The sequence below is a fragment of the Nostoc sp. NMS4 genome (assembly GCF_017115095.1).
In the GTDB taxonomy this organism is placed as follows: Bacteria; Cyanobacteriota; Cyanobacteriia; order Cyanobacteriales; family Nostocaceae; genus Nostoc.
On sequence record NZ_JABXKI010000204.1, the window covers coordinates 1 to 21,632 of the forward strand.

Sequence of the window (21,632 nt, forward strand, 5' to 3'; positions counted from 1 at the left end):
TTATCTTTGCCTAGAATTGTGCTAACTACTGATTAGACATCTGATGATGAGTGCTGTTAGCGGATAGCTAAGGTTGAGCCAGTGTAGAGTGTTGAGTTGAAAGCCTGAAACCTTGAGGTTAGCGGTAGCGTCACTATTTCAGCCAGTAGTTATCCTAAATCACTCCAGATTGGATATTTCATATCTGGATAAAGTACTTGAGATAATTAGAATGCAAGCTGAAATCCTAAATCCCCAATTCCTATGATGCCCTGCTATCAATTGCCCATATCACAGATACGTCGCTTTGGATTAGCTTTGATGCTGCCAGCTGCACTCTTGGGCGCTTTTGCTTTTCCTACCCAAGTGCAAACCGCTACTGCACAAACATCTGCGGCAAATCGCCCCCTTACTATCCGCGCTGATGTGCAAGAATATGATGCTAAAAATCAAGTAATTACCGCTCGCGGTAATGTGCAAATGTTGTATCCGGCTCGCCAAATTCAGGCAACATCTGCCCAAGCACAGTATTTTAGTAAAGAACGCCGAATTGATTTCAGTGGCAATGTCTATATTTTGCAACAGGGCGGTAACAGTATTCGGGCGGAGAAAGTAACCTATTTAATTGACGAAGGGCGATTTGTGGCTTTACCCCAATCCAACCGTCAGGTAGAGTCGATCTACATGGTGCAGGAATCAGATAATAGTGGACAAACTGCGACACCTGCCCCAAAGACACCACCTTTGAAGCCTTCTAATTAGCATTTACCACCAAGAAAGGGTGCTTCCAGCGTGAAAATTGTTTTAGAGAATATTCACAAGTCTTACGGCAAGCGAGCAATTGTCAATCGTGTCAACCTTTCTGTTGCTCAGGGCGAAGTTGTAGGTTTACTAGGCCCCAATGGGGCTGGTAAAACCACAACCTTTTACATTGCCACAGGTTTAGAAAAACCCAATCAAGGAAAAGTCTGGCTGGGTAATGTAGAGGTGACGGGAATGCCAATGCATGAAAGGGCAAGACTGGGTATTGGCTATTTAGCACAAGAAGCAAGTGTTTTTCGCCAACTCTCGGTAGAGGATAATATTCTGTTAGTGCTAGAGCAAACTCATGTGCCACGATGGGAGTGGTCAAGGCGACTCAAAACTTTACTGCGGGAGTTTCGGTTGGAAAAATTAGCTAAAAGTAAAGGAATTCAACTTTCTGGTGGTGAGCGACGGCGGACGGAATTAGCAAGGTCTTTAGCGGCTGGAAGAGAAGGTCCAAAATTTTTACTTTTGGATGAACCATTTGCGGGAGTTGATCCGATCGCAGTTTCAGAAATTCAGCAAATCGTAGCACAACTGCGCGATCGCGGTATGGGAATCTTAATTACAGATCATAATGTCCGTGAAACCCTAGCAATCACCGATCGCGCCTACATCATGCGCGAAGGACAAATCCTCGCTTTTGGCGCTGCTGACGAACTCTACAGCAACCCGCTCGTGCGGCAATATTATTTAGGGGATAATTTTCAAGTCTAAATTGACAATTATTTAGTTAATAATTTAAAAGGATATTTTGATTTTCTATTCTTCAGGATGAATTTAAAGTATTTAATTTTGATACTAAATACAGTAGAGATACTTTGCTTTGCTAGGGTTGCCAATATCTAAATTTTCAAGTTGCTTATGATATCAAAGAAGCTCACGTCTTTTAATAGTCTCTATTCGCTGCTGCCTTTTACGCTCATGGATCGCTATCTTGCCAGCGAATTGTTAGCGCCATTTTTCTTTGGTGTCGGAGCTTTTTCATCAATTGGTGTCACCATTGATGCTGTATTTGATCTCGTTAGAAAAATTGTAGAATCTGGGCTACCCATAGACATTGCTATTCAAGTTTTTTTGTTAAAATTTCCCAATTTTATTGTTTTAGCCTTTCCCATGTCTACGCTGCTGGCTACTTTGATGACCTACAGTCGTCTTTCTAGCGAGAGCGAACTAATTGCTCTGCGTGGTTGTGGCGTAAGTGTCTATCGCATGGTGCTAACTGCTGTGATGTTAAGTCTTGTGGTTACAGGAATGACATTTGTGTTTAACGAAGAAATTGCACCAGCAGCAAATTATCAAGCGGCGATGACTTTAGAGAAAGCCCTGAAATCAGACAAGCCAACTTTTAAACAGCAAAATATTTTCTATCCTGAATACCAGGATGTTGCCCAGCCGGATGGCTCTAAGAATCGGATATTGACACGCTTGTTTTATGCTGACCAATTTGATGGTAAGCGGATGAAAGGGTTGACAATTATAGATCGCTCAACAAAAAATCTGAATCAAATTGTGGTATCAGAATCTGCCCAGTGGAATCCTTCTCAAAATGTCTGGGATTTTTACAACGGTACAATCTATTTTGTCGCCGCCGATCGCTCTTATCGTAACATCGTCAGATTTGAACACCAACAACTGCAACTACCGCGCACGCCATTAAGTTTGGCAGAAAAAAGCCGGGATTATGGTGAGATGAATATTTCAGAAGCACTACAGCAACTAGAAGTGGAAAATCTTGGTGGCGATCGCCAAAAAATTCGTAAACTTGAAGTGCGGATTCAACAAAAAATCTCTTTGCCATTTGTATGCGTGGTTTTTGGCTTAGTAGGCGCAGCGATGGGAAGCATACCCCAGCGAACGGGAAGAGGTACTAGCTTTGGGATTAGTGTCGTAGTTATATTTTCGTACTACTTAATTTTCTTTATTAGTGGTGCGATCGCACAAGCAGGTGTCCTATCTCCCTTTATGGGTGCTTGGTTGCCCAACTTTCTTTTTTTGGGAATAGGTCTATTGTTATTGAGGCGAGTTGCTAAACGCTAATTTAAATAACAAGAAAACCCTAATACCGCAAGGCGAAATTCAAAATTCAAAATGACGCGACGCTCTCTGCGAGACGCTAAAAGCGAACGAATACTCGCTACCGCTACGCTATCGAGGACTCGCTCTAAGCGTTCGCGCTAGCGTCTCTAAGAGTTGCCATGCCGTTGGCGTTCGCGGAGCGTGTCGCAGACAAGCCTCTCGTAGAGAAGGCTTTACGCTGCGCTAACAAAATTCAAAATGAATACAGCATAAGCGTTTGGTTCATCTGGAATGGGTGGTTTATTTCCGCCATGCTGTACTAGTACAGCACGGCGGAAATAAGCCACCCATTTAAAATGTCTAAAACCCTTACATAATGGTAATTACGAATTACGAATTACGCCTTGCGCTACTAGGTTACACTTTGACAAGCCTAATGTCTTTTATTATCTTGTCATATTCCGTATTGCAGACATATTCTGCTGCACCCTCTTGTGATATTACCTTACCGGGGATGCCAACAACAACAGAATTGTCCGGCATATCCTTTGTCACTACGCAATTTGCACCGATAGCAACATTGTTTCCAATCTTCACAGCGCCGACTATTTTTGCCCCTGGCCCTATATAGACATTATCGCCTAATGTTGGATACCCTTTATTTTTTCCTCGATTTGCTTGCCCCAAAGTAACGCCTTGAGAAATATTGCAATTCTTTCCAATCACACTCTTTTCGTTAACAATTATTCCTCCAAAATGACCTATATAAAAACCACTACCGATTTTTGTAGAGGGAGAAATCGAGATACCTAATTTATAGGTTAAGTTGGAAAGTATAATCCTCCCTATTGGATATATAGTATATCTCAGCAAAGGGTTAGCCTGAGTGTAGCAGCATGTTCGCATCCAGAAGTTGTACTTATATGACCCACCAATGAAGATATACCGGATGAGTGCGGTAAGCTTAACATTTCCTGTGATCCGAAAAAGGTCTGATAAAATTAGGTATTTGTATTCATAGTAATTCATCGAAAATCCTTTGCCAGAAAGCAATTATAAATTTGGAACGATTTTGCGCCGAGCGTTTTATTAAGAATTATCAACTTAGCTTGGGCGCAAGATGTTGAAGCATAATTTTTTTTAATTTAGAATTGCACAATGATTTTTTACATTATCATAGGACTCTCCATTGGCATAATAGGATTCTGTTAAGAAGAGGAATTATATCCATAAACCAATATTTATCAACTTTTTTAGGCTTTATTAACCGTTGAACTCACGTTAAATTCAGGGGGATGAGGAAGAATAATAATTGTTCGCTTGCTCTTTCATCTCCCCCTGCCCCCTCATCCCCACACTTCAATTACGGGTGATAATTTCGACATTCTGGTGCGTTTGGATTTTCCTTGCAGTATTCCTCAAAAGAGACTTTGGCTGATACCATACCCTCAGATTTCTGATGGGCTGCTTCTGCCTGGAGTTCTTCTACTTCATCCCAGGCAGCTGCACAGGGTTTGGAATAAGCACCTTGTTCAGTGCAAATAGCACGAGCTTGCTCAATTGCTTTTTGAATTTTATCCTCCAGCAGTAATGCTTTTGGCGCTTCCACAAAGTCGCTTTTGGTCAAAATGTCTGTAATCGAGATGATGCCCAACAGCTTACCTTGAATCACAGGCGCTCGATGAATACCAGTGTTAGCAAATAACCGCGCTACATATTCCACACCCAAATCAGGATTGACCACAATGCAAGGCTTGCTCATAATTTCGTAAACCCGGACTTGCTTTGGATCTTTACCGTAGGCTGTTATCTTATAGACAATATCCGTTGCTGTGACAATGCCATAAGCATCATTGTCATAGCGACGATCCACAACCAGCGCCCGTAATCCTTTTTCCTTCATTAGCCCCACAGCTTCAGCAACAGTCGCCGAACCGCGAATGGTAACTACGTCTTTGGTCATGATATCTTCAGCTTTCATCATTGCTGTAGTCTCCTGGTTAATAGTCCGGTGCAGCGCAGCGCCCTTATGGACGTATCGAAGCATTGCAGCGCACAGTTTGCTCAATAAAAAGTAAAAAAGTTGAACTTTTACCCAGCTACAACAATAAATTAGACCAGTTGTCAAGTTCTGATGTTATCCAATGTAACCAATGTCCAAAAACTAAGCATAAATTGCGATCGCATTTTGCTAATCAACAAATGATGTATAGAAATTGACCGACAAGGGGACGCGATCGCAACGATTTTTTTGTCCTCGTGTGATTAGCGCGAAAAAATTATTCTTGACTTTATCACCTATTTGCCCTTAACTCAGCAGTATTGGCGTACTTGGGGTTTTATCCTCAGCGTCTTGTTCCATCACTGGCTACTGCTGCGATCGCCTCTTTTGATTGCGATCGTAGAGTTGTTTTTGATGAGATCATAGAGTTGTTTTTGATGAGATATTTATGCGACAGCTTCGTTTTATTGGACTAGCATTTGTAGGTTTTGCAACAAACCTGCTCTCTTCTTTCCTCGATTTCAGCACTATTCTAAATGGTGGGTTATCTTTCTTAGTATGTAGTATCTTGACATTCAGTTCGACTTCTTGTGCTATCGATTTAGGAAAATTCCCTGAAAATATAATTAATAATTCTCTAAATACAACAGTGAAAAAACCTTCATTAGGTAATGCTAGAGGAGGAACAATAACCCAAAAATTGGCTATGAGCAATCAACCAATCATTAAGAATGGCGATGATTGGTGGTTGCCCGGATGGGTGAATCCACTTCCTGATGTTGTATCGTTTAATGTACCTAATCCTAAAGTACCATCACAAACTTTAGATGTAGTCACGCTTCGCTGGCGAGATGTCAACCCTACTGAGGGAGTCTATGACTGGAGTGTTCTCGAAACAGCTCTTAAACAAACAAATAACATTTACGTTCGCTTTCTCAACTCGGATGTAATACATTGCCCGAAATGGTTGTCAAGTAAATATCCTGACCTCAAGCCTTTTAAAATTGATTCCTATCCCGATGATTTTAATATTACAAGTGCAGGTTTATTTTATCCGATGTGGCATCCAGGATTTAAGCAAGAATTTAAAAAATTACTTCAGAGTTTTAAAGCACGCAATTTAGCTTCCCATCCTCATCTGAAGTTCTTCTACATACCTGGTGCTTGGAAATGGGGGGAGTTAGATCTCAATGTTGTTCAACAAAATATGGCAGCAAAAGGGATGCTCCCTAACGACCTATTAAACTGGTTCAAAGAAATGCTCGATGCTTATGTAGATGCTTTTGGTAAGGACAATGCTCATAAGCTTATGTATACCGATCAAGATATCCTTTACTCGTTCGATGGAAATCTTAACTGGGCAAAGACAATTGGTAGAAACCCATTCAAATATGTTATGACACAAGGCGGTAGTAACCGTTTTGGGCTACTCGCAAAATATAACTTTGTCGCAACTGATATGCCAACCTATGGTATTTCAGTAGCTAATATAGGCAATGGCAAGTACATGGTAACTAATGATAATGCTCCCTTGATTGCAGATCCCAAGCGATTTATTGGAAGCGAAACCGTACAATTTGGAGGTTCCACTATTCCTCTTTCAACCAATCCTGCTTTAGTCAAAAACCAGTACAGAATGACTGCACTTAAAAATCTACAAGCAAGGGTGAACGTGTTAATGTCTACTACAGCAAAATTTTGGGATGCGGAACCAGAACTACATAACTATATGCTAAAAAGTCTGGGCAGACACTATTATGATTCTCCAGACGCATGGGCTGCCTTACGTGAAGCAAAGGATGCTTATCAGAGAGGAGCGCATTGGCATCTTGGCGATAAGACAGAGTGGTGGATTAGAAACTTTGAACGCTGGCTTATTCAAAGGGAAGTTGAGCCGAATGGTAAGACAGTTTCAACTAATTTAGTTACACTTCCAGTCAAATACAATGAATCTGCTTACGAAGCCAGACGCACGGATCATCAAAACTATAGTGACTATATTTACTTAGGAGTTGATGATAAATTTATCAAAGGTGATAATAATAATATACAGATTAAGGTAACTTATCTTGATAATAATAGGGCTGATTGGGGCATTGAATATGATGCTGCTGATGGTCATATTTATAAGAAATCCTCTTTAGTGAATAATAGAAATGATAACCAATGGAAAACAGTAACTTTTGAAATCAAAGATGCAGCTTTTCTAAACCGTCAGAATGGCAATATGGATTTCCGAATATTTAATGGTGGAAAACAAGACCTTACGGTAAGATTTGTTCGTGTTATTAAATTACAACCTCCTTCTTATAGCGGCATCAAATCAAACTATAGCAATCCTAAATGAGTTGTGAAAAAAATGAACCACACAAAGTAATCAGGCAATTGAAGGAACGTTTATCTCAACTTCCAGGATTCAAGAGCTACAGTCAAACCCAGGAGTGGCTCACCTAAGAATGCCAAATTGTACTTGCTTATAAAAATCCACATAAAATTGTGTACTTTTATAAGCAAGTATGGCTCGATTTTATGCTCTATGCGATGACCGATGGGAAGGGATCAAAGACTTCGTACTAGCAAGATAACAATCTGTGGGAGTGACAGCAGAGATAATCGATTCGGTGCTGTAGTGCCGACAAGGAGGGAGCATCCCAAATGTCTAAAAACATAATTTATCATTGCGAGCGGAACGCAGTGAAGCAAAGCGATCGCAAAATCTGTACTTTGCGATTGCTTCTCTACGAGACGTTCTGCGAACATTCCGCTTCGCTTCATTCGCAATAACAACTAATCAATCTTGGTAAATTTGCCAAATTGGGATGCTCCCGGCAAGGACTGGCGAGGCATCTCCTGAACCCGCATTTCTCACAAGCTTGAGGGGATATTGGGCAGAGGAGCGCAGGGGCAGAGGAGCAGAGGGGAAAGAACTTGGTATTTGAACTCTCCTCTGCTCCCCTGCTCCCCTGCTCCCCTGCTCAAGCAAAGGCTTTGAGAGATGTGGTGAGAAATCCGGGCTGAAGCTATTGAACCCAATGCGGATTACCAAGATTCATGCCACCGTGGATGCGTTAGGGAACCCACTAAATTTCCAACAGAATATGAGCTATTAGACGATCGGAGTACAAACAGAAGATATAGGCAGGAATATTCTGCTGTTGATTTAACAAAATCGATATAACTACACTCATTATTCCACAAGGAAAATTAACGAAATGACAGCTTTTTACAGACTTGTTTTAATTATGCTGGAAAGTGATAGTCAATCTTTGATTATCGGTTAATTGTTATATTAATTTGTCTAAATTAGCAGTGTGCTTAAGCACATTATTTTTGTGATCGAGGACACATACTTGCAAATTGCTGTAACCATATTATTTTGCCTGTAAGGATAAATACAGGACTTCGGTTTGATTAATGAAAAGTTTTTATATAAAAGCTTTGTTGGATTAAAATTTCAGTCTCAGTGTGCTTTCAAATGAATATCGATACTAGTAAACTAATATCAGTCTAGCAACCTGACATCAGTTTGGCAAACTAATATCAGTCTAGTAACCCAATATCAGTCTTGAAAAGTCTCAATACCTCGAAAATAAAAACCAGAGCGATCGACAGGTTTAATCTTATCCCCTAATTTACCAAGGAAAGCAGTTATACAAGGGGCAGGAGGCTCAATTTAAGACTTTGACGACGATTCCTGAAGAAGGGTTTAAGCTCAACTCCAAACATCTATATTTAGGAAACCAATACTATAAGAAGGTTTCTTTTTGTAGGCTATGTCATGCCCAATACAAGTCAATTTACAACGAAGTCAAGCAATCTTTAAACCTTTGCGATCGCTGTCTTCTATCTCCTAACTTAAAAGTACTAGTACTTTGCCAAGCTAGTACAGCACGGCGTAAATAAACCACCCATTCCAGATTAACGAAACGCTTACGCTGTATTCATTTTGAATTTTGAATTTTGAATTCCGCCTTGCGGTACTAGTCGTTTTGAGGGTTTCTAGTAAGTGCTTTAGTCCTTATTAAGAACTCACTTACCCATCAATTTCAGGTTGAGAGACAACTACTTTAGTCTATGTCATTAATTTTGTGCGGTTTGTAATAAGCGATTTATCGCTCAAGTTCAAAGTCTAGAATTGCTATAGATTTTCACAAACCATCAGAATTAATGACATAAACCACTAGTCTCTAGTCTAGAGCTTCTTTTTCGTTTCTTTTCCACCTATGGCTGTGATTTTCTTCATTGAAACTATCTTGTTCACACCAGCTAAAAATTTGCTAGTACTTTCTGCCGTTTTTCACATTCTTAAAAAGAAGAATTTTCTCAATGCAGATTAGATCAAACTAGTAATTTTCATTAACCAATATGTGTAGTAATTGAGATTTTAAATACTTTTACCCAAATGAACTTGTTTTTCTTGAACTTTCACTGTTTATCGCAAAAGTCTGCCAGCATATTCTTGAACCAATTACTGCATCTGAGAAATAGACATTTTTTGTTTTGCGATCTTATTTTATTTTCAATAACACCTTTGTTAGCTCTGATTCTGCGTTTAGACGGCGCTCTCACCTTGAAAACATACATATCAGAGCTAATAATTGCAACGATACTGTTTTTAACAGTCAAAGTAACTTTCTTTTGGAGTTTTAGTTTTTATAGGCGTTACTGGCGCTATGCCAGCATTGAGGATCTTACGTATATAACAATGCTGATTTTGGCTGCGGGAATTATCCAAGAATTATTGTTTTGTTTGTTCCAAAATATGCCTCATGTTTCTATGGAGAAACTACCACAATCTTTACCATTTATTGATAGTTTACTTACCTTTATTTTTGTTGGTGGTCTGCGTTTCAGTGTTCGGGCAGTGGAAAGAACTAGCCATAAGCAAATAGTCTTAAATACACACGAGCGGGTATTAGTAGTTGGTGCTGGTAGTGCAGGGGTTTCGTTAGTACAAGAAATGCAGAGAAATCCGCAGTTAGGTTTTTATCCTGTAGCCTTTATTGATGATGACCCGCAGAAATTTAATGTAAACATTCGTGGTATCACTGTAGTAGGCGATCGCCACTACATAGCTGACGTAGTGAAATATCTGCAAATACACAAAGTAATAATTGCAATGCCAAGTGTTGCAGGACAAGTCATTCGGGAAATTGTTGATATTTGCAAAGCAAATGGAATTCAGACTAGCACTCTACCAGGCATACATGAAATTCTCAATGGTCGGGTGCGGGTAGACAGCATACGCGATGTACGCATTGAAGACTTGCTCAGAAGGGAACCTGTACAAACAGATATTGAGAGAGTTTATCAATTTATTCAAGGCAAGAAAGTCTTAATTACCGGTTCAGGTGGCTCAATTGGTAGCGAACTTTGCCGTCAAATATTCAAGTGCCAACCTGCGGAAATTATATTGTTGGGACATGGGGAAAATTCTGTCTTCAACATCCAACAAGAATTAGAACAACTTACCCAAGTACTCAAACACGATGGTAAAGCACAATCAAACATCCCCCGTATTTCTGGATTCATTGCTGATATTCGCTTTCGGTCTCGATTAGAACATACATTTGAGCGATTCCAACCAGATGTGATTTTTCATGCGGCGGCGCATAAGCATGTCCCTCTAATGGAATTAAATCCAGCAGAAGCCATAACCAATAATGTACTAGGGACAAAAAATTTGCTGGATATGGCGAAAAAATACAATGTTAAACATTTCGTGATGATCTCTACAGACAAAGCAGTTAACCCGACTAATGTTATGGGTGCTAGTAAGAGAGTTGCTGAAATGTTGGTGTTGCAAGCCGCAAGAGACAGTGGCAAGCCTTATGTTGCTGTGCGTTTTGGCAATGTTTTAGGTAGTCGGGGTAGCGTAGTTCCTACTTTTACAAAACAAATTGCAACAGGCGGCCCAATAACTGTTACTCATCCTGATATTTGCCGTTATTTTATGACCATACCGGAAGCAGTACAACTAGTTTTACAAGCAGTTGTGCTGGGTCGTAGTGGTGAAGTGTTAATGCTGAATATGGGCGAGCCAGTAAAAATTGTTGACTTAGCAAAAGAACTAATTCGTCTTTCAGGATATGAAGTTAATAAAGACATTGAAATTGTCTTTACAGGACTACGACCAGGAGAAAAGTTGTTTGAGGAGTTGTTTATTGAAGGAGAAGAGTACGAAGCAACTCAACATGAAAAATTGTTAGTAGTGAAAAATGCTAGTCGGATGATTCCAGAGAATATGAATGTTGCTGTAGAGGCTTTGTGTAAATCGGCAGATAAAAATGATGGCTATTCAATTCTGTTTTTGTTGGAGCAAATAATCCCTGAATATAAACCTCAATATCCGAGCTACAAAAATCAATTTAATACCTCAGAAATTAACTCCGAGCCATCCAATTATCTCCATCGTGATCTTTCATTAAAATAGATTTAATAAATTGAGTGATTGGATGATGATATGAAAATTGAGCAATTGCATTATTTACTTGATTACTGGAGAAAACTCACTCATGGATCTGTGAATCGCCAAATCTTTGGTGCAGCGATTACGGTTGCTATTGGCACAGCGTTGGTTAAAGGAGTAGCTGTCGTTAAAGAATTAGTGGTTGCCTGGAAGTTTGGTACTGGCGATGCTTTAGATGCATTTTTAATTGCCTTACTAATTCCTTCTATTATTGTCAACGTAGTAGCTGGCTCTTTTAATGCTGCCCTCATCCCTACCTATATTCGGGTGCGAGAGCAAGAGGGACAAAAGGCAGCTCAAAAACTTTTCTCTGGAGTTACAGTCTGGAGTTTAGCTCTACTGGGAATTACGACAATATTAATGATAGTGGCTGCACCCTTATATCTACCATTTATTGCTAAGGGCTTCAGTTCTGAGAAGTTAAGCCTGACTTTTCAGCTACTATATACAATGGCACCAATTATTTTATTGAGCGGAGTTATTACTATCTGGAGTTCTGTTTTGAACGCCGGAGAAAAATTTTTCCTAGCTGCTCTTTCTCCTGCCTCAACTTCATTAATTACCATCGTTTTTCTGCTAGAATTTAGTTCGTTAGAAAGCTTTGCCCTAGTCGCAGGTATAGTTGGCGGTGCAGTACTAGAAATCTTATTATTGGGAGTCGCGCTTCATCGACAAGGTATTTCATTGCGTCCAAAATGGTACGGATTTGACCCTCATCTGCGTCAGGTATCTAGTCAATATATTCCGACGATTGCTGGTTCATTTTTAATGTGCAGTACTGCTCTAGTCGATCAATCAATGGCGGCTATGTTGTCACCAGGAAGTGTCGCAGCGTTGAACTATGGAAATCGGGTCATTGCTTTGCCACTCACCTTAGCTACTACCGCATTAAGCGCAGCCGTTATTCCCTATTTTTCCAAGATGGTTGCTCATCAAGATTGGAAAAGTATCCATCATACACTTAACCACTACCTGAAAATTATTTTTATAGTAAGTGTGCCACTGACTTTGCTATTTATTCTATTTTCTTACCAAATTACTCAACTACTTTTTCAAAGAGGTTCTTTCACAGTTAATGATACTTACTCAGTTGCTCAAATCCAATTTTATTTTGCTTTTCAAATTCCTTTTTACATTGCTAACATTTTAATAATAAGATTAATCTCAGCGATGCAACTTAATCATATATTCCTTCAAGTTGACACCTTAAGCTTTGCACTCAACATTGGATTGAATTACCTGTTTATGCAGTGGATGGGAATTAATGGTATTGCTTTATCTACTAGTTTTGTTTATGTTTTTTGTTTCTTTTATATTTTCATTAGTGCCAAAATTAAACTTAGAAAATATACTTAACTGCTCAAACAATTAATTTTACAGGAGGTTTTTCAGCCATGAATATTAAAAAACATATCTATCTGACCTTGAATAAGTTGAGAGGGTTTCGTTACCCTGAAATCTATAGAGATTTAATAAAGGAAGAAAAATCTATTGTTGCTTCTCATGTAACTAAGGAACTACTCACGAAACTCCTGCGCCATTCTCAGAAGTCAGTCCCATACTATACCAATTTGATGAATGAGATTGGCTGTGATGAGTTGCTTGAGCAGAATCCAGAAGTCTATCTGAGCAAGTTACCAATTTTAACTAAAGATATAATTCGCAAGAACTTTGAAGAACTAAAATCTTTAGATTTGGAAAAGCGTAAGTGGTATTTCAACGCTTCTGGTGGCTCAACTGGAGAGCCGATCAGATTAATCCAAGATCGGGAGTATTTTGATCGCTCTCAAGCAGTTAAACTACTTTACTCTTATTTAGTTGGACGAGAAGTAGGAGAACCAGAGGTGAAATTATGGGGTTCAGAAAGAGACATTTTGGAAGCCACTACAAACTGGAGAGCCATATTTTCTGGTTTTCTTAGTAATACCGCGTATATGAATGCTTATCAGATGAATCCTCAGAGAATGGCTGCTTACATTCGGTTAATCAATCAGAAATCTCCGAAGTTAATTCTTGCTTATGCGATCGCAATTTATGAATTAGCAAAATTTGCTGAGTCTGAGCAACTCGAAATCACTCCTCCAAATGCAATCATGACTTCGGCGGAGAATCTTCATCCTTGGATGCGGGAACAGATCGAGAGAATGTTTCAATGTAAGGTTTTTAACCGCTATGGCTCTAGAGAAGTTGGCGATATAGCTTGTGAGCGCCCAGGATACGAAGGCTTTTGGATAGCACCTTGGGGTAATTATGTTGAGATTGTGGATGATTATAATAATCCTCTACCAGCAGGGGTTGAAGGCAACATTCTGATTACATCTCTGACAAACTTTGCTATGCCTTTGATTCGTTACAAAATTGGCGATAGAGGAGTTTTATCAGCTAATCATTCATCAGGACAGATATTCCAGAAAATTTCTGGTAAAGATACTGACATGCTTAAGACGAAGGATGGAACTTTAACAGAATCAGGATACTTTGAGGAGCTAATGTACTTTAAAGACTGGGTTAAAAATTATCAAGTTATTCAGAAAAGCTACTCAGAAATAGTTGTAAAAATTGTGCCGTTAACCTCAAATTATCCATTAGAAGAATTGGATGAGTTTGTCGAAAAGACCAAAATATTAATGGGTGAAGATTGCATAGTTAATTTTGAGTTTGTTGATGATATTAAGACAACGGCTTCTGGTAAATACCGTTTCGTAATCTCAGAAGTTTCTTAAAATTGAATCCTGTCAATATGGTGTGAAGTGCTGATGATGAATTACTAATCGATTAGCTTGAATTTATATGAAAAAGAAAGTTATATTTCTCATTCGGAATCTAAGCTATGGGGGTGCTCAAAGACAATTGCTGACTTTGGTAAAAGGGCTTGATCAGCAATTATTTGATATCACCGTTTTATATTTCTACTCTGGTGATATGTTAGAACTCGATCTAAAAAACAGCGAAATTCCATTGATCTGTCTGGATAAATTGGGACGTTGGGATATCTTCGGTTTCTTTTGGCGTTTGTTTCAGCATCTCAAACAAATACAGCCTGACATATTGCATGGATATCTTGATGAATCAAATTTACTAGCGATCTTCTTTAAGCCTTTTTTTGCTTCAACTCAGATCGTTTGGGGAATACGAGATTCAAACATGAATCTCAAGCATTCTGATTGGCTATCGCGTATTATCTTTCGTTTAGAGTCGTTCTTATCACGCTTTGCTGACTTGATTATTGCTAATTCCCATGCTGGTAAAAGCTACTACCAAACCTATGGATTTCCTGCTGACAAGATAGTGGTAATTCCTAATGGCATTGATACTGAACGTTTTAAGCCTGACACAAAGGGCAGGACAAAAGTCCGATTGGAATGGAAAATTTCAGAAGACACAATTCTGATTGGTCTGGTAGGACGATTGCATCCTATGAAAGACCATCCCACTTTTCTGAAAGCAGCAGCCTTACTATGCAAACAAAGGGAGAATATGCGTTTCGTCTGTGTTGGTATCGGATCAAACAACTATACCCAAGAATTGCTTAAGCTAAGTAATGAGCTAGGTATTTCTGAAAAAGTTATCTGGGCAGGAGCTCGCACAGATATGCCTGAAGTTCATAATGCTCTCGATATAGCTGTTTCTGCTTCTGCCTACGGTGAAGGCTTTTCTAATGTAATTGGAGAGGCAATGGCTTGTGGTATTCCTTGTGTAGTTACAAATGTAGGGGATTCAACATTTCTTGTTGGGGATGCAGGATTAGTAGTACCACCAAAGGATTCTGAGGCTTTGCTGGGGGCATGGTTGAAAATCTTACATCTAGGCGGTCAAAAGCTATCAATAATGTCAAGAGCGCGTATTCAGGAACAATTTAGTACGCAAAGTCTATGTGAAAAAACCGAAAGTTTCCTACAGAACATAACAATCTAGATGTGATTTTAAATGCTAGCCTCAGCTTACTTGATCTTGCTTTTCATCATACCTTTTGTAGAAATAATTAGAAAGAAAGAAAGCATCATGGATTTTCTAACTCTTTTTAATATTTATTATCTTTTATGGTATGCACTGCCTGGTTTCATTCTCGCTATCGATCTGAAAAATGCAATCACTTGGGATCACTGGTATAACATGAGATTCCATACAAACAATCTCGAAACAGCCGTGGCAATTTTTATTGGCTATTTCCTTATTGTTACAAGTTTTTATTCTAAATTAGCTCAAGAAAATGGGCAAAAAGTTATTATCAAATCTCGTAAAATATCATCTATTTATAGTTATGCAATTTTTTTATGTTTATTCGCTATGCTGGCATTATATATAGCTACCTTGCAGTTTGGTGGTATTCTTGCAGCTATAACAAACTCATCAGCATCTCGTGCCGGTATAGAATCTAAAGGCGATTTAGGATTTTTTACTAGATTTACGTCAGCAGCAACTTTTGCTTGCTATATTCTATTAGCTTATTTATCTACGAAAAATATTGGTCAAGGAAAATTTGGTAAACTTTTCTGGTTTATCACTTCTTTTATTACTGCATTTACAAGTTTTTTGACAAAGGCTGGGCGCTTTAATATTATTGCTTTCTTGTTAGGATTTTATCAAATTTATGTTGTAATAAATAAGAAAATTCCTTGGATAACCAGCATTATTTTTGTTTTTACAATGTCTCTATTTCTGTTATATGGTAAAAACTTCTTTTTCAGCCTTTCTGCTATGCCAGATGGTTTGGATGCAGTCATCCAAAAGTTTAATGAATCTATTGCAGGTAGTAATAAGGAAAGTTTTAATTTTTATGAATTTATGAACAACTTCTATTATACAAATTTTTCCCTAGATACAGCCTTAACTAACAAGAATTACGATCTGCGCTGGTTTTCAGACATAATCTATGGATTTCTTTCTTTAATTCCAAAAATTTTCTTGGGTGGAGTAAAGTCGCCCCAATCAATACTTTATTACAACAGTGTGTACATTTTAGGGCCGGATGATGCTGTAGGAGCCGCAGTGCCAACTGGGATTCTTGCTTTTGGTATATACAGTATGTCGTGGCCTGGACTGATTATTACCTGCTTAATTTATGGCTGGCTCGGTGGTTTCTTACAAGCCATACTAAATAAACATCTTAATAGCATTTTTTGGATGCCACATTTTTATACTATAGTTGCTCAATTATGGGCAACTTTTATGACTTCCGATCCTGAGACATTCTTACAAGGTGATTTTATGTCATTGACATCTTGCTCATTTTTGGTGTTCATTGGATGCAAATTTTATATTACTAAACCCGTCCGAAAATCTAACTGGCAGAAAAATCAGGATATAAAATAATTTTTTTTATAAAGCAAAAATATTAGGAGATTATTTTAGTATTTATGATATGGCAGGTAATCAAAGTTTTAAATTTATATTCTTAACCTGTAGCCGTAAATAACTATATAAAACACTTGTTTATATTGTTTGGCAAAGATGGATTTACTCATAACTATTACTCAGAATAAATTATCAATTTCTGGAAAAGTATATTAGCTAGCTTACATAACCATTCGTGTTTACAAATCATGAGTACTAATCTAAACGATCGCCACAAAAGTACAATTTTATTTATTACTACAGGACTGGAAGCAGCAGGTGCTGAAATAATGCTCTACAATTTGCTATCTAAAATAAATCGGCAGCAATTTTCTCCAATTGTAGTTTCTCTAATGAATTGGGATATCATAGGTGATTATCTCAAATCTCTAGAGATTCCAGTTTATACTATGAGTATGAAACAGGGATTTCCGACACCATTTGTAATTGGCAGATTGATTTCCATTGTTCGGAAAATCAAACCTGATTTAATTCAAGGTTGGATGTATCATGGGAATTTTGCAGCACAATTTGCTAGTTGTTTTTTAGACTATAATAAAATACCTGTTCTTTGGAGTATTCATTCGTCAATTCATGAGATAAAATCTTATAAATTTATCACAAAAAACATTATTAAATTTGGTGCATATATTTCTCAGTTACCTAAAAAGATACTTTTTGTTTCTCAGGCTAGTAAGTTACAACATGAAGCATTAGGGTATTCTTCTAACAATAGCTATATCATTCCTAACGGTTTTGATACTTCGCTGTTTATCCCATCAGATGAAGCTCGAAGTAGTTTTAGATTAGAAATGGGGTTATCTGATAAAAGTTTTCTGATTGGGCTAATTGGTCGTTATCATCCAATGAAGGATCACGAAAATTTTCTTCGAGCAGCCAGCCTTTTGTTAAAAAAATACCCAGATATTATCTTCGTGTTAGCTGGAAGAGGAGTTGCTGAAGAAAATCAAATTTTGAAACAGCTAATAAAAGAATTGGAGATTGTTAACCATATATATCTACTAGGGGAACGTAACGATATGCCTCGGTTGATGGCCAGTTTAGATATTGTTACTTCTGCTTCTGCTTATGGCGAAGCATTTCCTATGGTGATAGGAGAAGCGATGTCTTGTGCTGTTCCCTGTGTAGTTACAGATGTTGGTGATTCAGCTTGGCTTGTTGGTGATACGGGAAAAGTTGTACCTCCGAAAAATCCCCAGTTACTAGCTAATGCTTTCAAAGAGTTAATAGATTTAGAGTATAAGGACAGAAAAATATTAGGAAAAGCAGCCAGAGAAAGAGTGATTAATTTATTTTCCCTTGATTCAGTTGTGCATCAATACGAAAGTTTGTACAAAACTTTGTTGGATTATAAAAAATAAAACTAGAGATTAAAATACGTAATGTTACTGTTTTTTAGTACATATCTAGTACAAATGAGCAACGATTATTTGCTGATAGTTGTGCAACAAAACGTGTTGATGTAGAAGCAAATTATTGATTTTTATCAAGTTTCACAAATCTTTAAGACTATATTTTTTGGAGATTTCAATAAATGAATGTATTAATTGTTTCCTCTAGTAATAGCATCACCCTATCCTTATTGAGATGTCTTGGATTACTTAATATTAGGCCACATATAATCAGCATCTGGAAATCTTCGGATTCATCAAGGTTTTCAAGATTTTGCAAAAACTACGTTTCCTCTTTTCTTTCTGAGTCATCACAAGACACAGAACAGATAGCTAATGTAATTAATGATTACTGTAAAAAACAGAAAATTGATATTATTATTCCATCAGGTCTTTTGGGGACGGTTTTAATTGCTTTAATTAAGAAAAAGCTGAGACATTCATCAGTTTTTCCTCTAAATAGTGCGGAGAAAATATGTAACTTAAATAATAAATGGTATTTTTATCAAATATTGAAGCAACATAATATTCCCACTCCAGAAACAACATTGATTGAAACAGCAGAACAAATAGAATTATTGAATTTAGATTTTCCTATCATAGTCAAACCATTAGATTTAAGTAATGGATATGGGGTAAAAAAAATAGACTCAATCGAGGATTTGCAAAGATATGTATCAAATGAAAATAATCTGGATGGTTTACCTTTATTAGCACAAGAATATATACATGGCTATGATATTCTCCTGAATATACTTGCAGAAGATGGAAAGCTAGTTGCTTGGACAATTAATAGAAGAGTCCCCTATTTTTTTGAATTTTTTAAAGATGAAGAAATCTTAGGAATAGCCCATAAACTCGTATATTCATGCAATTACAGTGGTGTAGCTAATTTCGATATCAGATTTGATGAAAGAACTAATTCTGTTAAAGTAATAGAATGTAATCCCAGATTTTGGGGTAGTTTCGGAGCTTCAGTATCCTATGGGATAGACTTTGTAAACTTGGGTATGTTGTTAGCTCAAGGACAAAAATTACCTGAAAACCTGAAAAAAGAACTTACTTGTACAGAACCTGAAAAGATTCCTTATCCATCGCCAGGTCAATTTATCAAAGGATTGCTAGTAGGTAAATACCCTTTTCCAGGAATTAATAAAATCAGGAACGATCTTGCTTGGCAAAGCATTTTAGATCCATTACCTGATATTTACGAAAAAGCCTGGAATCGATTAGGTATAGTAAATCCCTACGATGGGGATATGTTAAATAAACTGTTATGAAATAATCAGGGGAATAAACATTTTTTAATTAGCGTTTATAGGCATAAAAGCGATGTTCAAAGTATTAGTTACAGGTGCAGCTGGTTTCATTGGATTTCATCTCAGCCAACGTTTACTACTTTGTGGAAACGAAGTTGTTGGGTTAGATAATCTGAATGATTACTATGATGTAAATCTCAAAAAAGCTCGGCTAGCCAAGTTGCAGGATCACTCCAATTTTAGATTTTACCAGATCGATTTGGCTGACCGTGAAGGCATGGCTATGCTATTTGCCGAAGAGTGCTTTGATTTAGTCGTTAACTTGGCTGCACAACCTGGAGTCCGCTACTCACTCAAAAATCCTTATGCATATATAGATAGTAATCTAGTGGGTTTTCTCAATGTTTTAGAAGGTTGTCGCCACTCAGGAGTCAAGCATTTAGTCTTTGCTTCATCTAGTTCAGTCTATGGTGCAAATACGAAAGTGCCATTTTCTGTACATGACAAGGTAGATCACCCAGTCAGCTTGTATGCTGCTACTAAGAAAGCTAACGAGTTAATGGCTCATACTTATAGCCACTTGTATGGTATACCAACTACCGGACTCCGCTTTTTTACAGTTTATGGGCCGTGGGGTCGTCCAGATATGGCACCATTTTTATTTACTAAAGCAATTTTGGCAGGGAACCCCATTGATGTCTTTAATTACGGTCAAATGCGGCGAGATTTTACCTATATTGACGACATCATTGAGGGTGTTGTCCGCGTCATGGATAAAATACCTGAGCCAAATTCTATTTTGTCACGAGATGTATCTAACTCAGAAACTAGTAATGCTGCCTACAAACTTTACAACATTGGTAATAATCAATCTGTGGAATTAATGCGCTTTATCGAAGTGATGGAAAACTGTTTGGGAATAAAAGCAGAAAAAAATCTACTCCCCATACAACCTGGAGATATACCTATTACCTATGCAGATGTTGACGATCTCGCAAGAGATGTGGACTTTAGACCGAATACACCCATTGAGGTAGGAGTTGAACGTTTTGTTAGTTGGTATCGTTCTTACTACCAAGTTTAAATATCAAAAGTTCAACCCTCTAGCTTTCTGATAAATTCCCTTTAAAAGATGGACAAAAATTCTTCAGTTTTCTCCTTACCTAGCAAAGATTTAAGCGATCGCAAAACTTCTGCAATCACTGTTTGGCACGTTGGCGGTGAAGATATACGTCTTCGTATCCCCTTGCTGCTAAAACTGCGGGAGAAAGGTTTCAATGTTGGGGCGGTGGGATCTGAAGATGGAAATACTTTTGCAGATGTTCAGATTCCATATTTTCGATACACCCTGGAACGAGGAATAAACCCGTGGGCTGATATATATACTCGCAGCCAACTTTCTGCTTTATTTAAGCAACATCAACCAGATATTGTTCATAGTTTTGATACTAAACCTGCGATGATTGCACCCATTGTGGCAATGAAGACCGGAATTCCCGGACGGGTGCGAACTATAACTGGAATGGGTTACGTCTTTTCTTCCACATCGACCTTAGCACTTGTCCTTAGACCAATATATCGCCATCTTCAAAAGCAAGCTGCGATCGCAACTGGCATAACTATATTTCAAAATCCTGACGATCGCGCCTATTTCTGCAAACACAAAATGGTACTGGATGGTCGGGATGATTTAGTTTTAGGATCGGGTATTGATATCGAAGGACTGTTGAAAAACTCCCCCGCACCAGAAAAACTGGCAGCAACACGACGGGAGTTAGGATTAGAAGGACAGCTTGTAGTCACAATGATCTCACGTCTTGTTGTCTCTAAGGGGGTGAGAGAATTTCTTCAGGCAGCTAGCATTGTCTGCCAGCAAATGAAAAATGTCACGTTTCTCTTAGTTGGTTCTGTATCTTCTGAAGGTAGACAAGCCGTACCAATAGAAGAAATTCACCAACAAGCCGGAATTGTTCGCTATCTTGGCCCTCGTAATGATATCCCGACACTGTTGAACTTAAGCGATGTATTTGTGTTGCCGAGTTATTACCGTGAAGGAGTGCCAAGGGTGTTGTTAGAGGCAGCGACAATGGAACTCCCTTTGATTACAACTGATATGCCTGGTTGTAAGGAAGTTGTCAAAGATGGCTGGAATGGTTTGCTGGTTCCTCCCAGAGATAGCAAGGCTTTAGCTACAGCGATTCTACAACTTCTGAATTCTCCAGAACAAAGAAATCTTATGGGAAAACGAAGTAAATTACACGTCGAGGCGAACTTCAGTCTTAACCAAGTAGCAGATGCTTATTCTGATATTTATAGCCGGGTTTTAAAGCTACCAAAAACACTCAAATAAGAGT

The 21,632-nt window shown here is 38.2% G+C and carries 15 protein-coding genes; 13 read left to right on the plus strand and 2 right to left on the minus strand.

Annotation, left to right across the window (positions count from 1 at the left end; genetic code table 11):
* Positions 1–243: 243 nt before the first annotated feature.
* The 3 genes from HWQ37_RS17275 to HWQ37_RS17285 all read left to right on the plus strand — a co-directional run bounded on the left by HWQ37_RS17275 (position 244) and on the right by HWQ37_RS17285 (position 2,823).
* On the plus strand, positions 244–741 hold the full coding sequence (locus HWQ37_RS17275) for an LptA/OstA family protein (RefSeq protein WP_292749015.1): 498 nt from the start codon (positions 244–246) through the stop codon (positions 739–741).
* Positions 742–771: 30 nt separating this feature from the next.
* The gene (lptB, locus tag HWQ37_RS17280; RefSeq protein ID WP_292749018.1) at positions 772–1,500 is read left to right on the plus strand and encodes an LPS export ABC transporter ATP-binding protein; all 729 of its coding nucleotides are present in this window, start codon (positions 772–774) and stop codon (positions 1,498–1,500) included.
* 207 nt (positions 1,501–1,707) lie between these two features.
* Positions 1,708–2,823 carry an LptF/LptG family permease gene (locus tag HWQ37_RS17285; protein WP_292749115.1) on the plus strand — a complete coding sequence of 372 codons (1,116 nt, stop codon included), beginning with the start codon at positions 1,708–1,710 and terminating at the stop codon, positions 2,821–2,823.
* A gap of 396 nt (positions 2,824–3,219) precedes the next feature.
* Here the strand turns inward: HWQ37_RS17285 and HWQ37_RS17290 are convergent, their stop codons facing one another.
* Both HWQ37_RS17290 and HWQ37_RS17295 read right to left on the minus strand, forming a co-directional pair.
* Complete coding sequence (locus tag HWQ37_RS17290) at positions 3,220–3,831, minus strand: serine O-acetyltransferase (RefSeq protein WP_292749020.1); 612 nt, start codon at positions 3,829–3,831, stop codon at positions 3,220–3,222.
* Between the two features lie 334 nt (positions 3,832–4,165).
* On the minus strand, positions 4,166–4,786 hold the full coding sequence (locus HWQ37_RS17295; RefSeq protein WP_292749117.1) for a CP12 domain-containing protein: 621 nt from the start codon (positions 4,784–4,786) through the stop codon (positions 4,166–4,168).
* Between the two features lie 466 nt (positions 4,787–5,252).
* On the opposite strand from HWQ37_RS17295, the gene HWQ37_RS17300 reads away from it, so the two are divergent.
* From HWQ37_RS17300 to HWQ37_RS17345, 10 genes are all read left to right on the plus strand, one after another.
* A complete protein-coding gene (locus tag HWQ37_RS17300; RefSeq protein WP_292749022.1) occupies positions 5,253–7,151 on the plus strand; it encodes a beta-galactosidase in 1,899 nt (632 codons plus the stop codon).
* A 2,055-nt stretch (positions 7,152–9,206) separates the two neighbouring features.
* Positions 9,207–11,237, plus strand: a complete 2,031-nt coding sequence (locus HWQ37_RS17305; protein ID WP_292749025.1) for a polysaccharide biosynthesis protein — start codon at positions 9,207–9,209, stop codon at positions 11,235–11,237.
* A gap of 30 nt (positions 11,238–11,267) precedes the next feature.
* Complete coding sequence (gene murJ, locus HWQ37_RS17310) at positions 11,268–12,629, plus strand: murein biosynthesis integral membrane protein MurJ (RefSeq protein ID WP_292749027.1); 1,362 nt, start codon at positions 11,268–11,270, stop codon at positions 12,627–12,629.
* Between the two features lie 38 nt (positions 12,630–12,667).
* Positions 12,668–13,996: a phenylacetate--CoA ligase family protein gene (locus tag HWQ37_RS17315; protein WP_292749029.1), complete on the plus strand. Its 1,329-nt coding sequence runs from the start codon at positions 12,668–12,670 to the stop codon at positions 13,994–13,996.
* Positions 13,997–14,063: 67 nt separating this feature from the next.
* Positions 14,064–15,188 carry a glycosyltransferase gene (locus HWQ37_RS17320; protein ID WP_292749031.1) on the plus strand — a complete coding sequence of 375 codons (1,125 nt, stop codon included), beginning with the start codon at positions 14,064–14,066 and terminating at the stop codon, positions 15,186–15,188.
* An 87-nt stretch (positions 15,189–15,275) separates the two neighbouring features.
* Positions 15,276–16,586: a hypothetical protein gene (locus HWQ37_RS17325; protein WP_292749033.1), complete on the plus strand. Its 1,311-nt coding sequence runs from the start codon at positions 15,276–15,278 to the stop codon at positions 16,584–16,586.
* A 230-nt stretch (positions 16,587–16,816) separates the two neighbouring features.
* Complete coding sequence (locus tag HWQ37_RS17330) at positions 16,817–17,989, plus strand: glycosyltransferase family 4 protein (protein WP_292749035.1); 1,173 nt, start codon at positions 16,817–16,819, stop codon at positions 17,987–17,989.
* Between the two features lie 173 nt (positions 17,990–18,162).
* Entirely contained in the window at positions 18,163–19,299 is a 1,137-nt protein-coding gene (locus HWQ37_RS17335; protein WP_292749037.1) for an ATP-grasp domain-containing protein, read from the plus strand.
* 52 nt (positions 19,300–19,351) lie between these two features.
* Positions 19,352–20,362, plus strand: a complete 1,011-nt coding sequence (locus tag HWQ37_RS17340) for an NAD-dependent epimerase (protein ID WP_292749039.1) — start codon at positions 19,352–19,354, stop codon at positions 20,360–20,362.
* A 48-nt stretch (positions 20,363–20,410) separates the two neighbouring features.
* Entirely contained in the window at positions 20,411–21,628 is a 1,218-nt protein-coding gene (locus tag HWQ37_RS17345) for a glycosyltransferase family 4 protein (protein ID WP_292749041.1), read from the plus strand.
* Positions 21,629–21,632: the final 4 nt, after the last annotated feature.

Excerpts from the sequence above, each read along its gene's own strand:
- HWQ37_RS17275 (WP_292749015.1), top strand. The coding sequence starts at position 244 with ATGATGCCCTGCTATCAATTGCCCATATCACAGATACGTCGCTTTGGA.
- HWQ37_RS17285 (WP_292749115.1), top strand. The coding sequence starts at position 1,708 with ATGGATCGCTATCTTGCCAGCGAATTGTTAGCGCCATTTTTCTTTGGT.
- HWQ37_RS17290 (WP_292749020.1), bottom strand. The coding sequence starts at position 3,831 with ATGAATTACTATGAATACAAATACCTAATTTTATCAGACCTTTTTCGG.
- HWQ37_RS17295 (WP_292749117.1), bottom strand. The coding sequence starts at position 4,786 with ATGATGAAAGCTGAAGATATCATGACCAAAGACGTAGTTACCATTCGC.
- HWQ37_RS17300 (WP_292749022.1), top strand. The coding sequence starts at position 5,253 with ATGCGACAGCTTCGTTTTATTGGACTAGCATTTGTAGGTTTTGCAACA.
- HWQ37_RS17305 (WP_292749025.1), top strand. The coding sequence starts at position 9,207 with ATGAACTTGTTTTTCTTGAACTTTCACTGTTTATCGCAAAAGTCTGCC.
- murJ (WP_292749027.1), top strand. The coding sequence starts at position 11,268 with ATGAAAATTGAGCAATTGCATTATTTACTTGATTACTGGAGAAAACTC.
- HWQ37_RS17315 (WP_292749029.1), top strand. The coding sequence starts at position 12,668 with ATGAATATTAAAAAACATATCTATCTGACCTTGAATAAGTTGAGAGGG.
- HWQ37_RS17320 (WP_292749031.1), top strand. The coding sequence starts at position 14,064 with ATGAAAAAGAAAGTTATATTTCTCATTCGGAATCTAAGCTATGGGGGT.
- HWQ37_RS17325 (WP_292749033.1), top strand. The coding sequence starts at position 15,276 with ATGGATTTTCTAACTCTTTTTAATATTTATTATCTTTTATGGTATGCA.
- HWQ37_RS17330 (WP_292749035.1), top strand. The coding sequence starts at position 16,817 with ATGAGTACTAATCTAAACGATCGCCACAAAAGTACAATTTTATTTATT.
- HWQ37_RS17335 (WP_292749037.1), top strand. The coding sequence starts at position 18,163 with ATGAATGTATTAATTGTTTCCTCTAGTAATAGCATCACCCTATCCTTA.
- HWQ37_RS17340 (WP_292749039.1), top strand. The coding sequence starts at position 19,352 with ATGTTCAAAGTATTAGTTACAGGTGCAGCTGGTTTCATTGGATTTCAT.
- HWQ37_RS17345 (WP_292749041.1), top strand. The coding sequence starts at position 20,411 with ATGGACAAAAATTCTTCAGTTTTCTCCTTACCTAGCAAAGATTTAAGC.